9 protein-coding genes and 4 tRNA genes are annotated in these 14821 nt (G+C 58.9%); 1 reads left to right on the forward strand and 12 read right to left on the reverse strand.

The features are described 5' to 3' along the window. Positions 1–23 precede the first annotated feature (23 nt). From F8197_RS05495 to F8197_RS05550, 12 genes are all read right to left on the reverse strand, one after another. The gene (locus F8197_RS05495) at positions 24–1934 is read right to left on the reverse strand and encodes a SurA N-terminal domain-containing protein (protein ID WP_152880581.1); all 1911 of its coding nucleotides are present in this window, start codon (positions 1932–1934) and stop codon (positions 24–26) included. Between the two features lie 239 nt (positions 1935–2173). Beyond that, positions 2174–2250: transfer RNA gene (locus tag F8197_RS05500), tRNA-Asp, on the reverse strand. Between the two features lie 47 nt (positions 2251–2297). Then, positions 2298–2374, reverse strand: a tRNA-Asp gene (locus F8197_RS05505). A 54-nt stretch (positions 2375–2428) separates the two neighbouring features. Beyond that, positions 2429–2504: transfer RNA gene (locus tag F8197_RS05510), tRNA-Val, on the reverse strand. A gap of 53 nt (positions 2505–2557) precedes the next feature. Continuing rightward, the gene (locus tag F8197_RS05515) at positions 2558–2830 is read right to left on the reverse strand and encodes an HU family DNA-binding protein (RefSeq protein ID WP_019921008.1); all 273 of its coding nucleotides are present in this window, start codon (positions 2828–2830) and stop codon (positions 2558–2560) included. 215 nt (positions 2831–3045) lie between these two features. After that, a complete protein-coding gene (gene lon, locus F8197_RS05520) occupies positions 3046–5457 on the reverse strand; it encodes an endopeptidase La (RefSeq protein WP_026637127.1) in 2412 nt (803 codons plus the stop codon). Positions 5458–5737: 280 nt separating this feature from the next. Continuing rightward, positions 5738–7006 (reverse strand): ATP-dependent Clp protease ATP-binding subunit ClpX, encoded by a 1269-nt coding sequence (clpX, locus tag F8197_RS05525; RefSeq protein ID WP_019921006.1) that lies wholly within the window; start codon positions 7004–7006, stop codon positions 5738–5740. Positions 7007–7165: 159 nt separating this feature from the next. Then, a complete protein-coding gene (gene clpP / locus F8197_RS05530; RefSeq protein ID WP_056145035.1) occupies positions 7166–7804 on the reverse strand; it encodes an ATP-dependent Clp endopeptidase proteolytic subunit ClpP in 639 nt (212 codons plus the stop codon). A gap of 123 nt (positions 7805–7927) precedes the next feature. Beyond that, complete coding sequence (gene tig / locus F8197_RS05535; protein WP_026637126.1) at positions 7928–9268, reverse strand: trigger factor; 1341 nt, start codon at positions 9266–9268, stop codon at positions 7928–7930. 31 nt (positions 9269–9299) lie between these two features. After that, positions 9300–9386: transfer RNA gene (locus F8197_RS05540), tRNA-Leu, on the reverse strand. Positions 9387–9556: 170 nt separating this feature from the next. Then, entirely contained in the window at positions 9557–12664 is a 3108-nt protein-coding gene (locus tag F8197_RS05545) for an efflux RND transporter permease subunit (RefSeq protein ID WP_152880583.1), read from the reverse strand. Continuing rightward, positions 12661–13743 carry an efflux RND transporter periplasmic adaptor subunit gene (locus F8197_RS05550; protein ID WP_227012080.1) on the reverse strand — a complete coding sequence of 361 codons (1083 nt, stop codon included), beginning with the start codon at positions 13741–13743 and terminating at the stop codon, positions 12661–12663. Before F8197_RS05550 ends, F8197_RS05545 begins: the two co-directional genes overlap by 4 nt. A 216-nt stretch (positions 13744–13959) precedes the next feature. Between F8197_RS05550 and hpnC the strand changes: the two genes are divergently transcribed. After that, positions 13960–14811, forward strand: coding sequence for a squalene synthase HpnC (gene hpnC, locus F8197_RS05555; protein WP_152880587.1), 852 nt, complete (start codon positions 13960–13962; stop codon positions 14809–14811). Positions 14812–14821 lie beyond the last annotated feature (10 nt).

A 14821-nucleotide genomic window follows, 5' to 3' on the forward strand; every position in this document is an offset into this window, starting at 1 on the left:
CGGCCCTTGTTACGTGTTGCTGATTACTCTTTAACTTCCGTCACGGTGGTAGTGACGATAGGCTTGAGGATCTTGACCTTGGCGCGCTGCTTGAGCAGCTCGATGTACTCGTACATCTCTTGCTGGGCAATGATGGTACCAATCTGTTCGGCTTCCTGCTTGCGACGCTCGGCATCCTGCTCGGCAGGCTGTTGCACTTTGCCGATGCGATACACGCTGTAACCCATGCCTGGCAGCTCCACGCCCACGTAGGCTGGCAGTTTGCTGGTATCGGCTTTCATCACTTCTTGCAGGGCCACGCCGTTCAGGCCTTCCGGCTTGCTGCGCGACACCAGCTTGGCAGGACCGAAACCGGTGGCGTCGCCAGCCTTCCTGGCGGCAGCCAGTTTCTCGGCGCCGGCCTTGCTGGCCAGCTTGGCGGCTTCTTCCATCGTCACGCGCTGGCGGATCGCCGCGTCGACTTCGGCCAGCGGACGCTTGGAGGCCGGTTTGAACTCGACGATACGGCCGGCAACCAGGGTGCTTGGCGCCACTTCGATCGCTTCGGTATTGCTCTTCTTGGTGATCGAGTCGTTCGAGAACAGCGCAGTCAGGAACTTGGCGTTGTTGTACGGCGCAGGACCAGCTTGCGGCGAAGGCGTGCGCGAGATATTGCTGGCAGTCTCGATTTTCAGGCCCAGCTTGTCGGCAGCAGGCTTCAGGCTGTCCGATTGCTCGTACACGGTGTTGGTGAACGCTTCAGCCATTTCCGAGTATTTTTTCGACGCTTGCGAGGTTTTCAGTGCATCGGCCACTTCGGTTTTCACCGATTCCAGCGGCTTGACCACGGCAGGCTTCAATTCGGTCACGGTCAGCACGTGGAAACCATAGTCCGACTGTACCGGATCGCTGATCTCGCCCTGCTTGAGCTTCATGACAGCAGCTTCCAGCGGCGCCGGCAGGCTGCCCTTGGTCACGTAATCGAGGTCGCCGCCCTGCTCGGACGAAGGATCTTCCGACTTGGCTTTGGCGATCTTGGCGAAGTCGCCCGGCGTTTTGCGCACTTCGGCGGCAATCGCTTCGGCCTTGGCCTTGGCAGCTGCCGTGTCGGCAGCGCTCGCGCCTTTTTTCAGTGCGACCAGGATGTGCGCGGCACGGCGGCTTTCCGGGGTGGTGAACGCAGCCTGGTTGGCCTCGTAGTACTTGGCGATGTCGGCGTCGGTCACTTTTACCTGGCTCAGCACGGCATCATTGTTGAGCACGACGTATTCGATCTTCGCTTGTTCCGGGATTTCGAAGAACTTGCTGTTCTTGTCGTAGAATGCCTTGACCATGGCGTCGGTCACTTTGACTTGCGGCACGAACTCGGTGATCGGCAGCGCCAGTTCCTGCACTTCACGCTCTTGCGAACCGATGTTCGACAGCGTGGTCGCGACCGCGCGCGGAGCGAAACCGGTGCTTTGCACGGCGCCGCCCAGCTGTTGCAGGGCCATGTCGCGGCGCATGCGAGCGTCGTTCATGGCCGGCGTCAAGCCTTGCGACGCCAGGATGGCCTTGTAGCGTTCCATGTCGAAGTTGGCGGCGCCGCCAAACAGGTCCATGATCGCGCGCTGCAGTTGCGCATCGCTGATGGTCAGGTTGGAACGGGTTACTTCCACGCCGATCGCGCGTTCGGCGATCAACTGGTCGAGGATGTTTTGCTTGAACTCGGGCGTGTCGAACATTTTCTGGTCGAACTGCTCGCCCATGCGCTGGCGATAGCTGTCGAGCTGGTTGCGCAAGGCGTTGTCAAATTCTTGCTGGGTCAGCGGTTGACCGCCGACTTTGGCGATGGTGGTCGCATCGTCGCCAAAACCTTTGTAGCTTTCGAGACCGACTAAGGCAAACGACGGGACGATGATGATCGCCAGGAGAATCTGCATCAAACGTTGATGATTACGAATAAATTCAAACATGGTCAGCCAATTCGGATTGATAGGGACTTGCACATACAAAAATGGCGAACTCGCGTCCGCCAATTCCACCGGATTTTACAGCGCACACACCTCTATAGCAAGGGTAATCATGGCAGCTTGCTATGGGCGGCGAGCTCGTGTTTAAGCTGAAATTAATCAGTTTTAAGATTATCTTGGCGAAATATAACGCACAAAAGAAAAACCCCGCAGCTATTACTAGCTGCGGGGTATCTTGTTCTTGGCGGAGCGGACGGGACTCGAACCCGCGACCCCCGGCGTGACAGGCCGGTATTCTAACCAACTGAACTACCGCTCCTTTGGTACTTCCATTTACTGCTTTTGCTGCACAATCTAACAAGTTGCTGGCGGAGCGGACGGGACTCGAACCCGCGACCCCCGGCGTGACAGGCCGGTATTCTAACCAACTGAACTACCGCTCCAGCAAACTTACTAGGTGCAACATTTTACTACAGGTCACTACATTTTGCAAACCCTGGTGGGCGGTGAGAGGCTCGAACTCCCGACCTAAGCCTTGTAAGGGCTCCGCTCTACCAACTGAGCTAACCGCCCCAGTTTTTGCCATCGCAAGCAGCTTTGTTACCTTGGCTGCTCACCGAAGTCCGTTAGTTTACAGCATCTTTCAAAGCTTTGCCAGCTTTAAATTTAGGAACTTTTGCTGCTTCAATGGTGATCTCTTCCTTGGTGCGCGGATTGCGGCCGGTACGGGCGGCGCGTTCGCTCACGGAGAAGGTACCGAAGCCGACCAGGGTCACGCTGTCGTTCTTTTGCAGGGTGGTGGTCACGCCGTCGATTACGGCATCCAGCGCGCGCGCAGCAGCAGCTTTCGAGATATCAGCGGAAGTAGCGATATGGTCGATCAATTCAGTCTTATTCAAAGCAGTTCCCCGTCACATAAGTTATAACATTTAGCCCGTCGGTTTATCGTTGATGCATTTGATAAATCGCGGCCGAGAAAAATCTCAGGCCGTATTAAACAAGCCAGCATACTTCCCTGTCAAGGTTGGCACTGTAGAAAAGTAGGTAAAAATAAAAAACAGGCGCCATAAAAGCGCCTGTTTTGGTAAAACAAGATACTAAAAACGAATAAGTGTTAGTGCTTTACCACTTCCGTTTGGCCGTCGGGTTTGGCAGCGGCAGCAGCCACCGCTTCCACCGGCGCGGTTTCCGTTAGCGGTTCAGGCTGGCGTTCCAGGGCCACTTCCAGCACTTTGTCGATCCAGCGCACCGGCACGATCTCGAGCTTGTTCTTGACGTTGTCCGGGATGTCGGCCAGGTCCTTGACGTTCTGCTCGGGAATCAGCACGGTCTTGATGCCGCCGCGCTGGGCCGCCAGCAGTTTTTCTTTCAGGCCACCGATCGGCAATACTTCGCCGCGCAGCGTGATCTCGCCCGTCATGGCCACGTCGGCGCGGACCGGAATGCCCGTGAATACCGACACCATCGCCACCGTCATCGCCGCGCCGGCCGATGGACCGTCTTTTGGCGTTGCGCCTTCCGGCACGTGGATGTGGATGTCGCTCTTCTCGAACACTTCGTTCTTGATGCCGAGGCGGTTGGCACGGCTGCGCACCACGGTGCGGGCCGCTTCGATCGACTCTTTCATCACGTCGCCCAGGGTACCGGTGCGGATAACGCCACCTTTACCCGGCATCGACACGGCCTCGATGGTCAGCAGATCGCCACCCACTTCGGTCCAGGCCAGGCCAACGACTTGACCGATCTGGTTTTCTTTCTCGGCCACGCCAAAATCGTAGCGGCGCACGCCCAGGAACTTGTCCAGGTTTTTCGGCGTGACCAGCACTTTTTTGTCGGACTTTTTCAGCAGCAGCATCTTGACGACCTTGCGGCAGATCTTCGAGATTTCGCGTTCCAGCGACCGCACACCGGCTTCGCGGGTGTAGTAGCGGATGATGTCGCGCAGCGTGGCTTCCGATACAGAGATTTCCTCTTCCTTCAGGCCGTTGTTCTTGATCTGTTTAGGGAGCAAGTAACGCAGCGCGATATTGGTCTTCTCGTCCTCGGTGTAACCGGACAGGCGGATCACTTCCATGCGGTCGAGCAGCGCCGGCGGAATGTTGTACGAGTTCGACGTCGCCACGAACATCACGTCCGACAAATCGAAGTCCACTTCGATGTAGTGGTCCGAGAACGTGTGGTTCTGTTCCGGGTCCAGCACCTCGAGCAGGGCCGACGACGGATCGCCACGGAAATCGGCGCCCATCTTGTCGATCTCGTCAAGCAGGAACAACGGGTTGCGCACGCCGACTTTCGACAGCGATTGCAGCACCTTGCCCGGCATCGAACCGATGTAGGTACGACGGTGACCGCGGATCTCGGCCTCGTCGCGCACGCCACCCAGGGCCATGCGCACGAACTTGCGGTTCGTGGCGCGGGCAATGGACTGGCCCAGCGAGGTTTTACCCACGCCCGGAGGACCCACGAAGCACAGGATCGGTGCTTTCAGTTTGTCCACGCGTTGTTGCACCGCGAGGTATTCCAGGATGCGTTCCTTGACCTTGTCCAGGCCATAGTGTTCGCCTTCCAGTACTTTTTCGGCGTTCGACAGGTCGTTGTTGACCTTGGATTTTTTCTTCCATGGCAGGCTCACCAGCGTGTCGATATAGTTGCGCACGACGGTGGCTTCGGCCGACATCGGCGACATCAGCTTGAGTTTTTTCAACTCGGCGGTCGCCTTGTCCAGCGCTTCCTTCGGCATCTTGGCCAGCGCGACTTTCTTCTCGAGTTCGTCCAGGTCGGCGCCATCTTCGCCCTCGCCCAGTTCTTTCTGGATGGCCTTGACTTGCTCGTTCAGGTAGTACTCGCGCTGCGATTTTTCCATCTGGCGCTTGACGCGGCCACGGATGCGTTTTTCCACTTGCAGGATGTCGAGCTCGCCTTCGAGCTGGCCCAGCAGGTGCTCGAGGCGCTTGGCCACGCTGAAGATTTCCAGGATGACTTGCTTCTGCTCAAGCTTGAGCGGCAGGTGCGCAGCCACGGTATCGGCCAGGCGGCCGGCGTCGTCGATGCCCGACAGCGAAGCCAGGATCTCAGGTGGAATCTTTTTGTTCAGTTTGACGTACTGGTCGAACTGCTGAACGATGGCGCGGCGCATCGCTTCGATTTCCGAATCGTCGCCCAGCTCGGAGTCGAGTGGCGTCAGGTCGGCCACGAAGTGCGTCGGCGTGTCGGTGATCTTGTTGATGCGTGCGCGCTGGGCGCCCTCGACCAGCACCTTGACGGTGCCATCAGGCAGCTTGAGCATTTGCAGAATATTGGCCACGCAGCCGATTTCATAGATATCGGAAGCAGAAGGTTCATCCTTGGCAGCCGCTTTTTGCGCAGCAAGCATGATGCTCTTGCCCTGCTCCATTGCGGCTTCCAGCGCCTTGATCGATTTCGGGCGTCCTACGAACAGCGGTATCACCATATGCGGAAAAACGACGACATCCCGCAACGGCAATAACGGCAGTTGAGTTTGCTCTGTTAATTTGGAAGTTGTCATGGCGTACCTTATGTGAAAGCGTGAAGATGATGTGGCGATGGTCTGCCCAATCACAAGACCGAACTACAAGAAATAATACTACGGATGAAAGAATATTGCCCGGAGCGTAGTCACGTGACGGTCTCGCTGATAATCCAATAAAAAAAGCCACGCGCAACAGCTGCTGTCACGCGTGGCTTTTCGATGGAAGCCTGCTCTGTCTTGATTTAAATTGTACTGCCTGGCCCGGAGGATGCGAAAAGATTTTTACATCGATCCGGGATAAGTGTGCACCTCTTAATTAATTCTCACCAGAGGCTTTAGCCTGTTCCTGGTAAATCAATAAAGGTTTGGCGCCGCTGGTAATGGTATTTTCATCAATAACCACTTTTACGACATTGGTTTCATTCGGCAGCTCGTACATGGTATCGAGCAGCGCATGTTCCAGGATCGAACGCAGGCCACGGGCGCCGGTCTTGCGCGCCAGCGCCTTTTTAGCGATCGCGTGCAGGGCGGCCGGACGAATTTCCAGCTCGGCGCCTTCCATGTCGAGCAGCTTGGCGTATTGCTTGACCAGTGCGTTCTTCGGCTCGACCAGGATCTGGATCAGCGCTTCTTCGGTCAGCTCGGCCAGGGTGGCGACCACCGGCAGACGTCCGACCAGCTCGGGAATCAGGCCGAACTTGATCAAATCTTCCGGTTCCGCATCGAGCATCACTTCGCTGTTGCTGCGCTCTTTCTTGCTCTTCACGCTGGCCGAGAAACCGATGCCCGATTTTTCGGAACGGTTGGAAATGACCTTGGCCAGGCCGTCGAACGCACCGCCGCAAATGAACATGATGTTGGTGGTGTCGATCTGCACGAAGTCCTGGTTAGGATGCTTGCGACCGCCTTGTGGCGGCACCGAGGCCATAGTGCCCTCGATCAGTTTCAACAGCGCCTGCTGCACGCCCTCGCCCGACACGTCGCGGGTGATCGACGGGTTATCCGACTTGCGCGAAATCTTGTCGATCTCATCGATATAGACAATGCCGCGCTGGGCTTTTTCCACATCGTAGTTGCAGCTTTGCAGCAGCTTCTGAATGATGTTTTCCACGTCTTCACCCACGTAACCGGCTTCGGTCAGGGTGGTGGCGTCGGCGATCACGAACGGCACGTTGAGCATGCGCGCCAGGGTTTGCGCCAGCAGGGTTTTACCCGAGCCGGTAGGGCCGACCAGCAAGATGTTGCTCTTGGCCAGTTCGATATCGTCTTTTTTACCGAGGTGCTTGAGGCGCTTGTAGTGGTTGTACACCGCCACCGACAGGATGCGCTTGGCCGTTTGCTGGCCGATCACGTACTGGTCGAGCAGATCCTTGATCTCGTTCGGGGTGGGCAGGTCCGACTTGGCGCCGGTCACCGATTCCACGGCCGAAGTTTCGTCGCGGATAATGTCGTTACACAGATCGATGCACTCGTCGCAGATGAACACCGACGGCCCGGCGATCAATTTCTTTACCTCGTGCTGGCTCTTGCCGCAAAACGAGCAGTAAAGTAATTTTTCGCCGCTGGAGGTTTTTTTGTCTGACATGGGGCAATTTTCTCTAGTTACAGGAGGCAAGCATGAATGCAGAAATGTCCGCTAAGCCACATGCTACCCGAAATAAAAACGAAACGCCCGAACGTTTGATCGCCCGGGCGTTTCATGGCAATTCGTCAGCGATATTGCGGAGATCGCGAAGCCCGCAGATCAGGCACGATTGGTCAGTACCTGGTCGATAATGCCGTACTCTACCGCTTCTTCGGCCGACATGAAACGGTCGCGATCGGTATCTTTGGCGACCTGTTCGATCGATTGACCGGTACGGTCAGCCATGATCGAGTTCAGGCGATGGCGCAGATACAGGATTTCCTTGGCCTGGATTTCGATATCCGAAGCCATGCCTTGCGAACCACCGGAAGGCTGGTGAATCATGACGCGCGAGTTAGGCAGCGAGAAGCGCTTGCCCTTGGCGCCGGCAGCCAGCAGGAAGGCGCCCATGGACGCGGCGATGCCGGTGCACAGGGTGGACACTTCAGGCTTGATGAACTGCATGGTGTCAAAGATCGCCAGGCCGGCCGATACCGAGCCGCCAGGGGAATTGATGTACAGCGAGATGTCCTTGTCCGGATTTTCGCTTTCCAGGAACAGCAGCTGGGCCACGATCAGGTTGGCCATCTGGTCGTTGACAGGGCCAACGAGGAAGATCACGCGTTCCTTGAGCAGGCGCGAGTAGATGTCGTAGGAGCGCTCACCACGGCCACTCTGTTCGACCACCATTGGAATCAAGCCGAGGGCTTGGGTGTCCAGTGCCGGATTACGGTCGGGGGTACCAAAATAACCAGTCATTCTTTTTCCTTGTGAAGCAGCTAGGGCCCAGAGGGAGGAACGGCGGCGTCAGCGATATCGCCCCGCTTGCGCGGAACGACGATGCTTGCGCCGCCGATTGCACTCTATTCTAGCCTAGCTGGATTACGCTTGTGCGTTGCTTCCCATCAGTTCGTCAAAGGCAATACCTTTGGCCGAAGTTTTCGACAGGCCCAGCACGTAGTTGACGACGTTTTCTTCCAAAACAAGGGCTTCGACTTCAGCCAGACGACGACGATCGCTGTAGTAGTACTTCAGCACTTCGCGTGGGTCTTCATAGCTTTGGGCGAAATCTTCGATTTGCGCTTTGACTTGCTCAGGCTGGGCTTGCAGGTTGTTTTCGCCGACCAGTTGCGACAGGATCAGGCCCAGGCGTACGCGACGCTCGGCCTTGTCTGCGAACAGTTCTGGTGGGAATGGCACGTCCTTGACGTTCATGCCGCGCTGCGCCATGTCCTGGCGGGTGATTTCAGCCAGACGCTCGGTGTCCTGGGCGATCAGCGACTGTGGCACGTCCAGGGTGGCGGTTTTCACCAGCGCATCCATGACGGCTTCCTTGTTGCGTGCTTTCACACGGCCAGCGACTTCGCGTTCCAGGTTGACTTTGATGTCTTCGCGCATTTTGGCGATGTCGCCGTCAGCCACGCCCAGCGACTTGGCGAACTCGCCGTCAACTTCCGGCAGGTGCGCCCATTCCAGCTTTTTCAGGGTGATGGTGAACGAGGCGGTTTTGCCGGCCACGTCTTTACCATGGTAGTCCTCTGGGAAAGCCAGTGGGAAGGTCTTGGCTTCGCCAACTTTCAGGCCGATGGTCGCAGCTTCGAATTCCGGCAGCATGCGGCCTTCGCCCAGCACGAACGGGTAGTCTTCAGCTTTGCCGCCTGGGAATTCAACGCCGTCGATCGAACCGACGAAGTCAACGGTAGCGCGGTCGCCGTTGGCAGCAACTGGCTCGCCGCCGTCGCCGTGTTCGCCAGCTTCGCCCTTGGTGTGGAAGTGCACGCGCTGCTTGCGCAGGATGTCGATGGTCTTGTCGATTTCGACGTCGGTGACGTCAGCTTTGACGGTTTCGATTTCCACGGTGGTCAGGTCGCCGACCTGCACTTCCGGGTAAACTTCGAAAGTCGCGTCGAAGGACAGCACGCCGGCTGGCGACTCTTCCTTCGGCTGGATGTTCGGGTAGCCGGCAACGCGCAGTTGGGCTTCGTTCGCGGCGTCGTTGAAAGCACGGCCAACTTTATCATTCAGCACTTCGGTTTCGATCTGATAACCGAATTGTGCTGCGACCATTTTCATAGGTACTTTGCCCGGACGGAAGCCTGGTGCTTTAGCCGTTTTGGCTTGCACTTTCAGGCGCTTCTCTACTTCAGCGCGGACTTCGGTCAGCGGGAAGGAGATCGTGATACGACGTTCGAGTTTGCCCAAGGTTTCGACTGCAGTTGCCATGTAAAAATCGTCCAAAAAAATATAATACAGTTGGTGCGAGGAGGGGGACTCGAACCCCCACACCATTGCTGGCGTCAGGACCTAAACCTGGTGCGTCTACCAATTTCGCCATCCTCGCGGCATGTTTGCACAAAAGCAAAGGGCGACCCGTAAGTGAAAACGGTCGCCCTTACCCCGGTAGACTCGGGGGCTTTCAACTTCAACGCGATATTCTAACGGGTTTTTTAGCGAAATGTGGTGTTTTTTAAACCAACCGGATTAATGCACCATTTTTCGCTTATTTTCCCGCTATTCCACGCCATTAGCAGGTTTCGGAACCGGCTTTTTGACCCGGAACCACGCCGCATACAACGCCGGCAGGAACAACAGCGTTAATGCCGTCGCCAAAATCAGTCCACCCATGATGGCCACCGCCATCGGGCCCCAGAATACCGAACGCGACAATGGGATCATCGCCAGTGCTGCGGCGGCGGCCGTCAGGATGATCGGCCGGCACCGGCGCACGGCCGATTCGACGATCGCGGTCCACGGATCGTGGCCCGCAGCAATGTCCTGCTCGATCTGGTCCACCAGGATCACCGAGTTACGGATGATCATGCCGAACAGTGCGATGATGCCCAGGTTGGCGACAAAGCCCAGCGGCCGGCCCAGCAGCAGCAAGGCCATCGCCGCCCCGGCCACGCCGAGCGGCCCGGTCAGGAACACCAGCAGCGCCCGCGAGAAACTATGCAGCTGCAACATCAACAGCGTGAAGATGATGAAGATCGCCAGCGGCAGGTTGGCCGCAATCGACGCTTCGGCCGTACCGCTGTCGGCTGCCGCCCCCTTGATGGTGATCGCATAGCCGGCCGGCAAGGCCGCGCGCAAGGCCTTCAGTTCCGGTTCGATCTGGCTCGATACGGTCGGCCCCTGGATATGGTCGCCCACGTCGGCCTGCACGGTGATCGCCCATTCGCGCCCTTCGCGCCACACCACGCCCGGCTCCCACACGAAATGCGCGCGCGCCAGCTGGCTGATCGGCACGTACTTGCCGCTGGCGGTCGGGATATTGGTGTCGTTGAGCACGGAAATCGTGTTGCGCTCCTCGATCGGCTGGCGGATCTGGATGTCGATCAGCCGGATATCCTCACGGAACTGCCCCACCGTGGTGCCGGACAGGATGGTATTGGCGGCGCGCATCACCGTTTGCGACGTGACGCCCAGCGCGCGCATCTTGTCCTGGTCCAGGTCCAGGCGCAGCACCTTGACCGACTCGTTCCAGTTGTCATTGACGCCGATCGCATTCGGATTGGCGCGCATGATGTCCTTGACCTGGTCGGCAATCGCGCGCACCTTGGCCACCTCGGTGCCGGTCACGCGGAACTGCACCGGGTACGGTACCGGCGGGCCGTTCGGCAGCAGTTTCACCCTGCCGCGCACTTCGGGGAAATCTTTTTCGAATACCTTGGTGATCTGGTCACGCAGCGCCGCCCGCGCCGCCAGGTCCTTGGGCAGCACGACGATTTGCGATACGTTGGTCTGCGGGAAGATCTGGTCGAGCGGCAGATAGAAGCGCGGGCTGCCGGTACCGACGTAGCTGGTCACGCTGACCACGCCCGGTAATTTCGTCACGAATGCCTCGAATTTTTTCACCTGCGCTTCGTTGGCGGCAAAACTCGTGCCTTCCGGCGTCCACAGCTCCACCATCAGCTCGGGACGGCTGGAATCGGGGAAGAACTGTTTCTCGATGAAGTTGAAGCCGTAGATACCGAGCGCAAACACCAGCAAGGTCGCGGCAATGGTGGTCTTGCGGAACTCCACGCACCAGTTGACCACGGCGCGGAAGCGGCGGAAACCGGGCGTATCGAAAATATCGTGCTCGCTGTGACCGTCGGCATGCGGCTTGACCTTGAGCAGCAGGAAGCCCAGGTAAGGCGTAAACGTCACTGCCACCACCCACGAAATGATCAGCGCCAGGGCATTGACCGAGAACAGCGAGAATGTGTATTCGCCGGCGGTGGACTTGGCCAGGCCGATCGGCAGGAAGCCCGCCACCGTGATCAGGGTGCCGGTCAGCATCGGGATCGCAGTGGACGTGTAGGCGAACGTGGCCGCGTCAAACCGCGACATGCCCTCCTCCATCTTGCGCACCATCATTTCCACCGCGATGATGGCGTCATCGACCAGCAGGCCCAGCGCAATGATCAGCGCGCCAAGCGAAATCTTGTGCAGGTCGATATCGAGCATGCGCATGAACAGGAACGTCACAGCCAGCACCAGCGGGATCGACAGCGCCACTACCAGACCGGGGCGCACGTCGAGGCGGAACGGCTTGGTGTGCAAACCGAGCGCGACAAAGCTCACCGCCAGCACGATCAGCACCGCTTCGATCAACGTATGGACGAACTCGCCCACCGATGCCTTGACCGCCTCGGGCTGATCGGACACCCGCTCGAGCGTGATGCCGACCGGCAGCTTGGCCTTGATCTCGGCCACGGTTTTTTCCATGTTCCGGCCGAGGACGATGATGTTGCCGCCCTTCTCCATCGACACGCCCAAACCGATCACTTCCTTGCCATTGAAACGCATCTTGTCGCCCGGCGGATCCTGGTAGGCGCGCTTGACGGTGGCAAAGTCGCCGAGGCGGAACGTGGTGCCGTTGGCGCGCAGTTCCAGCTGTTCCAGGTCTTTCGGTGTTTTCAGGGCGCCGGTCACCCGCACTTGCAGGTTATCGGTGGGCGTGACCAGCACGCCGGTCGATTCCACGCTGTTTTGCGTGGCGATCTGGTTGGCAATGGTTTCAATCGGGATGCCAAGCTGGGCGAATTTCTTGTGCGAGAACTCGATGACCAGCTTTTCATCCTGCACGCCGAACAGCTCGACCTTGGCGACCGTGGGCACCTTGAGCAGGCGCTGGCGCACGAAATCGGCGTATTCCTTCACCTCGGCATAGTTGAAACCGTCGCCGGACAGCGCGAAGATCAAGCCATAGGTATCGCCGAACTCGTCGTTGAAGAACGGCCCGACCACGCCCGGCGGCAAGGTGCCGGCAATATCGCCGATCTTCTTGCGCACCTGGTACCACGACTGCGACACGTCCTTGGGCGACGTCGATTCGCGCAATTTCAAAATGATCAGCGTCTCGCCCGGCTTGGAATAGCTGCTGATTTCATCGATGCCCGGGGTTTCCTGCAGTTTCTTTTCCAGCTTGTCGGTGACCTGTTCGGCCATTTGCAGCGCGGTTGCGCCCGGCCACATGGCGCGCACGACCATGGCGCGGAACGTGAACGGCGGATCTTCGTCCTGGCCCAGGTTGCTGTAGGCAAGCGCACCGCCGATCAGCAACACCGCGATCAGGTAGCGCGTCAGTGGAATATGTTCGAGCGCCCAGCGCGAGAGGTTGAAGCCACCTTTCATTTGGCAGTCCCGGCGACTGCCTTCGATGGCGCCACCGGCACATCGTTACCGAGGATGGTCACTTTCTGTCCCGGCTTGAGCAGGTTGACGCCAGCAGTGACAACCGACTGCCCCGGCTTGACGCCGGCGGACAGTACCAGGTCGTTGCCGGCAGCGCCCGCCACGGTGACCGGCACCAGCTTGACGGCGCCGTTTTCCACCACCCACACCGAGGTGGCGGATTTTTCGTGGAACAGCGCCGTCAACGGCACCTTGATCTGCGGCGTGGCCGTGCGCGAAGCGAACTGCACCACGGCGGTCATGCCCAGCCTGGCGTCCAGCGTGTCGGGCACAGTCACCTTGGCGGTGTAGGTGCGCGTGGCCGGATCGGCCACCGGCGAAATTTCGCGGATCTTGCCGGCGACCGAGCGGCTCGGATCGGCCCACAGCCGCACGTGCACATCGGTGATCTGGCGCAGCGCATCGACCTTGTCTTCCGGTAAGCCAATAACAATTTCCTTTTCGCCGGCCTTGGCCACCTGCACCACCGGCGTACCCGGCGACACCACCTGCCCCACTTCGGCATCGACCTGCGTGACCACGCCATCGACGTCGGACGTCAAGGTGGCGTAGGCCGCCTGGTTGGACTGGCCGCTGTACAGCGCCTGCTGGGCATCGACCGAGGCTTGCGCTGCGCGCAGGGTCGATTCCTTTTCGTCGAGCACGGCCTGGCTGACGAAGTTCTTGCCGCGCAGCTCGCGGTAGCGCTGGGCGTCGGCCTGGGCCAGGTCGCGGCTGGTTTCCGCCGAACGCAGCGCGGCCATGGCCTGCGCCTGCGACAGTTTCAGATCCTGGGGATCGAGCGCCATCAGTACCTGGCCGCGCTTGACCAGCGTGCCGACATCGACCTTGCGGCTGACGATCTTGCCTCCCACGCGGAAACCGAGGCGCGATTCCACCCGCGCCCGCACCTCGCCGGCGAACTCGGCATTGACATCGACATCGCTGCCGGCCAGCACCATCACCCGCACCGGGCGGATATCCTCGGTCTTTTCGACCGGCTTGGAACAGGCCGCAAGCGCTGCACACGCAACTGCCATATAAATAGTGGAAATACGAGGGGTGAAACGGGGAAATCTGGAGGAGACCACGATACTTTCCTTTTCCTTGCTCTGAGCGGCTTGAGGCACTACCATTACGGGTTGGAAATAAATGACTTTCCGTTAATTAATTATATGCCGAGCAAACTGGTTTGCAAATGACTTTTAAGTCATTTAATCCGGAAATTTGCCAATTTTGCTTTGGGTCAAGACTACATGTCGGTAGAACACTACGAAAACTTTCCTGTCGCTTCCATTTTATTGCCGAAAAGCTTACGTCCGGCCGTCGAGGCCATCTATGCTTTTGCCCGCAGCGCCGACGACCTGGCCGACGAGGGCGACGCCACGCCGGAACAGCGCCTGGCGGACCTGAGCGCCTACGAAGCTGCGCTCGACCTCATCGCTGCCGGCGCCACCGATCACAGCCCCATGTTCGAACGGCTGGCCGTGGTGGTGCGCGAGTACGACCTGCCGCTCGCGCCCATGTACGCGCTGCTGTCCGCCTTCAAGCAGGACGTGACGGTGCACCGCTACGCCACCTACGGCGCCCTGCTCGATTACTGCGCGCGTTCGGCCAACCCGGTCGGCCACCTGATGCTGCACCTGTACGGCCAGGCCACCGAAGAAAACCTGCGCGACTCGGATGCCATTTGCAGCGCGCTGCAACTGATCAACTTCCTGCAGGACGTGGCGATCGACCTGCACAAGGAGCGCATTTATTTGCCGCTGGAAGACCTGAACCGCTACGCCATCCTGCCCGGCGCACTCGACGCACCGGACTCGCGCCCGCGCTGGCGCGCCATGATGAAGTTCGAAGTGACCCGTGCCCGCGCCCTGATGCACAGTGGCGCGCCGCTGGCGCTGCGCATGAAGGGCCGCATCGGCTTCGAACTGCGCATGGTGGTGCAAGGCGGCCTGAAGATTCTCGATGAGATCGAGCGCGTGCAATACGATGTGTTCCGCCACCGGCCCAAGCTGGACCGGCGCGATTGGGTAGGCGTGTTCTGGTCGGCCGTACGCATGAAGCAAAGGATGAAATCGGCCCCGTTACAGGGCGCGACACTATAAAATAGCGGCT

Source organism: Duganella sp. FT27W, from assembly GCF_009295655.1.
Lineage (GTDB): Bacteria > Pseudomonadota > Gammaproteobacteria > Burkholderiales > Burkholderiaceae_D > Rugamonas > Rugamonas zoogloeoides.

Excerpts from the sequence above, each read along its gene's own strand:
- F8197_RS05545 (WP_152880583.1), bottom strand. The coding sequence starts at position 12,664 with ATGAAAGGTGGCTTCAACCTCTCGCGCTGGGCGCTCGAACATATTCCA.
- tig (WP_026637126.1), bottom strand. The coding sequence starts at position 9,268 with ATGGCAACTGCAGTCGAAACCTTGGGCAAACTCGAACGTCGTATCACG.
- F8197_RS05495 (WP_152880581.1), bottom strand. The coding sequence starts at position 1,934 with ATGTTTGAATTTATTCGTAATCATCAACGTTTGATGCAGATTCTCCTG.
- clpX (WP_019921006.1), bottom strand. The coding sequence starts at position 7,006 with ATGTCAGACAAAAAAACCTCCAGCGGCGAAAAATTACTTTACTGCTCG.
- F8197_RS05550 (WP_227012080.1), bottom strand. The coding sequence starts at position 13,743 with ATGGCAGTTGCGTGTGCAGCGCTTGCGGCCTGTTCCAAGCCGGTCGAA.
- hpnC (WP_152880587.1), top strand. The coding sequence starts at position 13,960 with ATGTCGGTAGAACACTACGAAAACTTTCCTGTCGCTTCCATTTTATTG.
- clpP (WP_056145035.1), bottom strand. The coding sequence starts at position 7,804 with ATGACTGGTTATTTTGGTACCCCCGACCGTAATCCGGCACTGGACACC.
- lon (WP_026637127.1), bottom strand. The coding sequence starts at position 5,457 with ATGACAACTTCCAAATTAACAGAGCAAACTCAACTGCCGTTATTGCCG.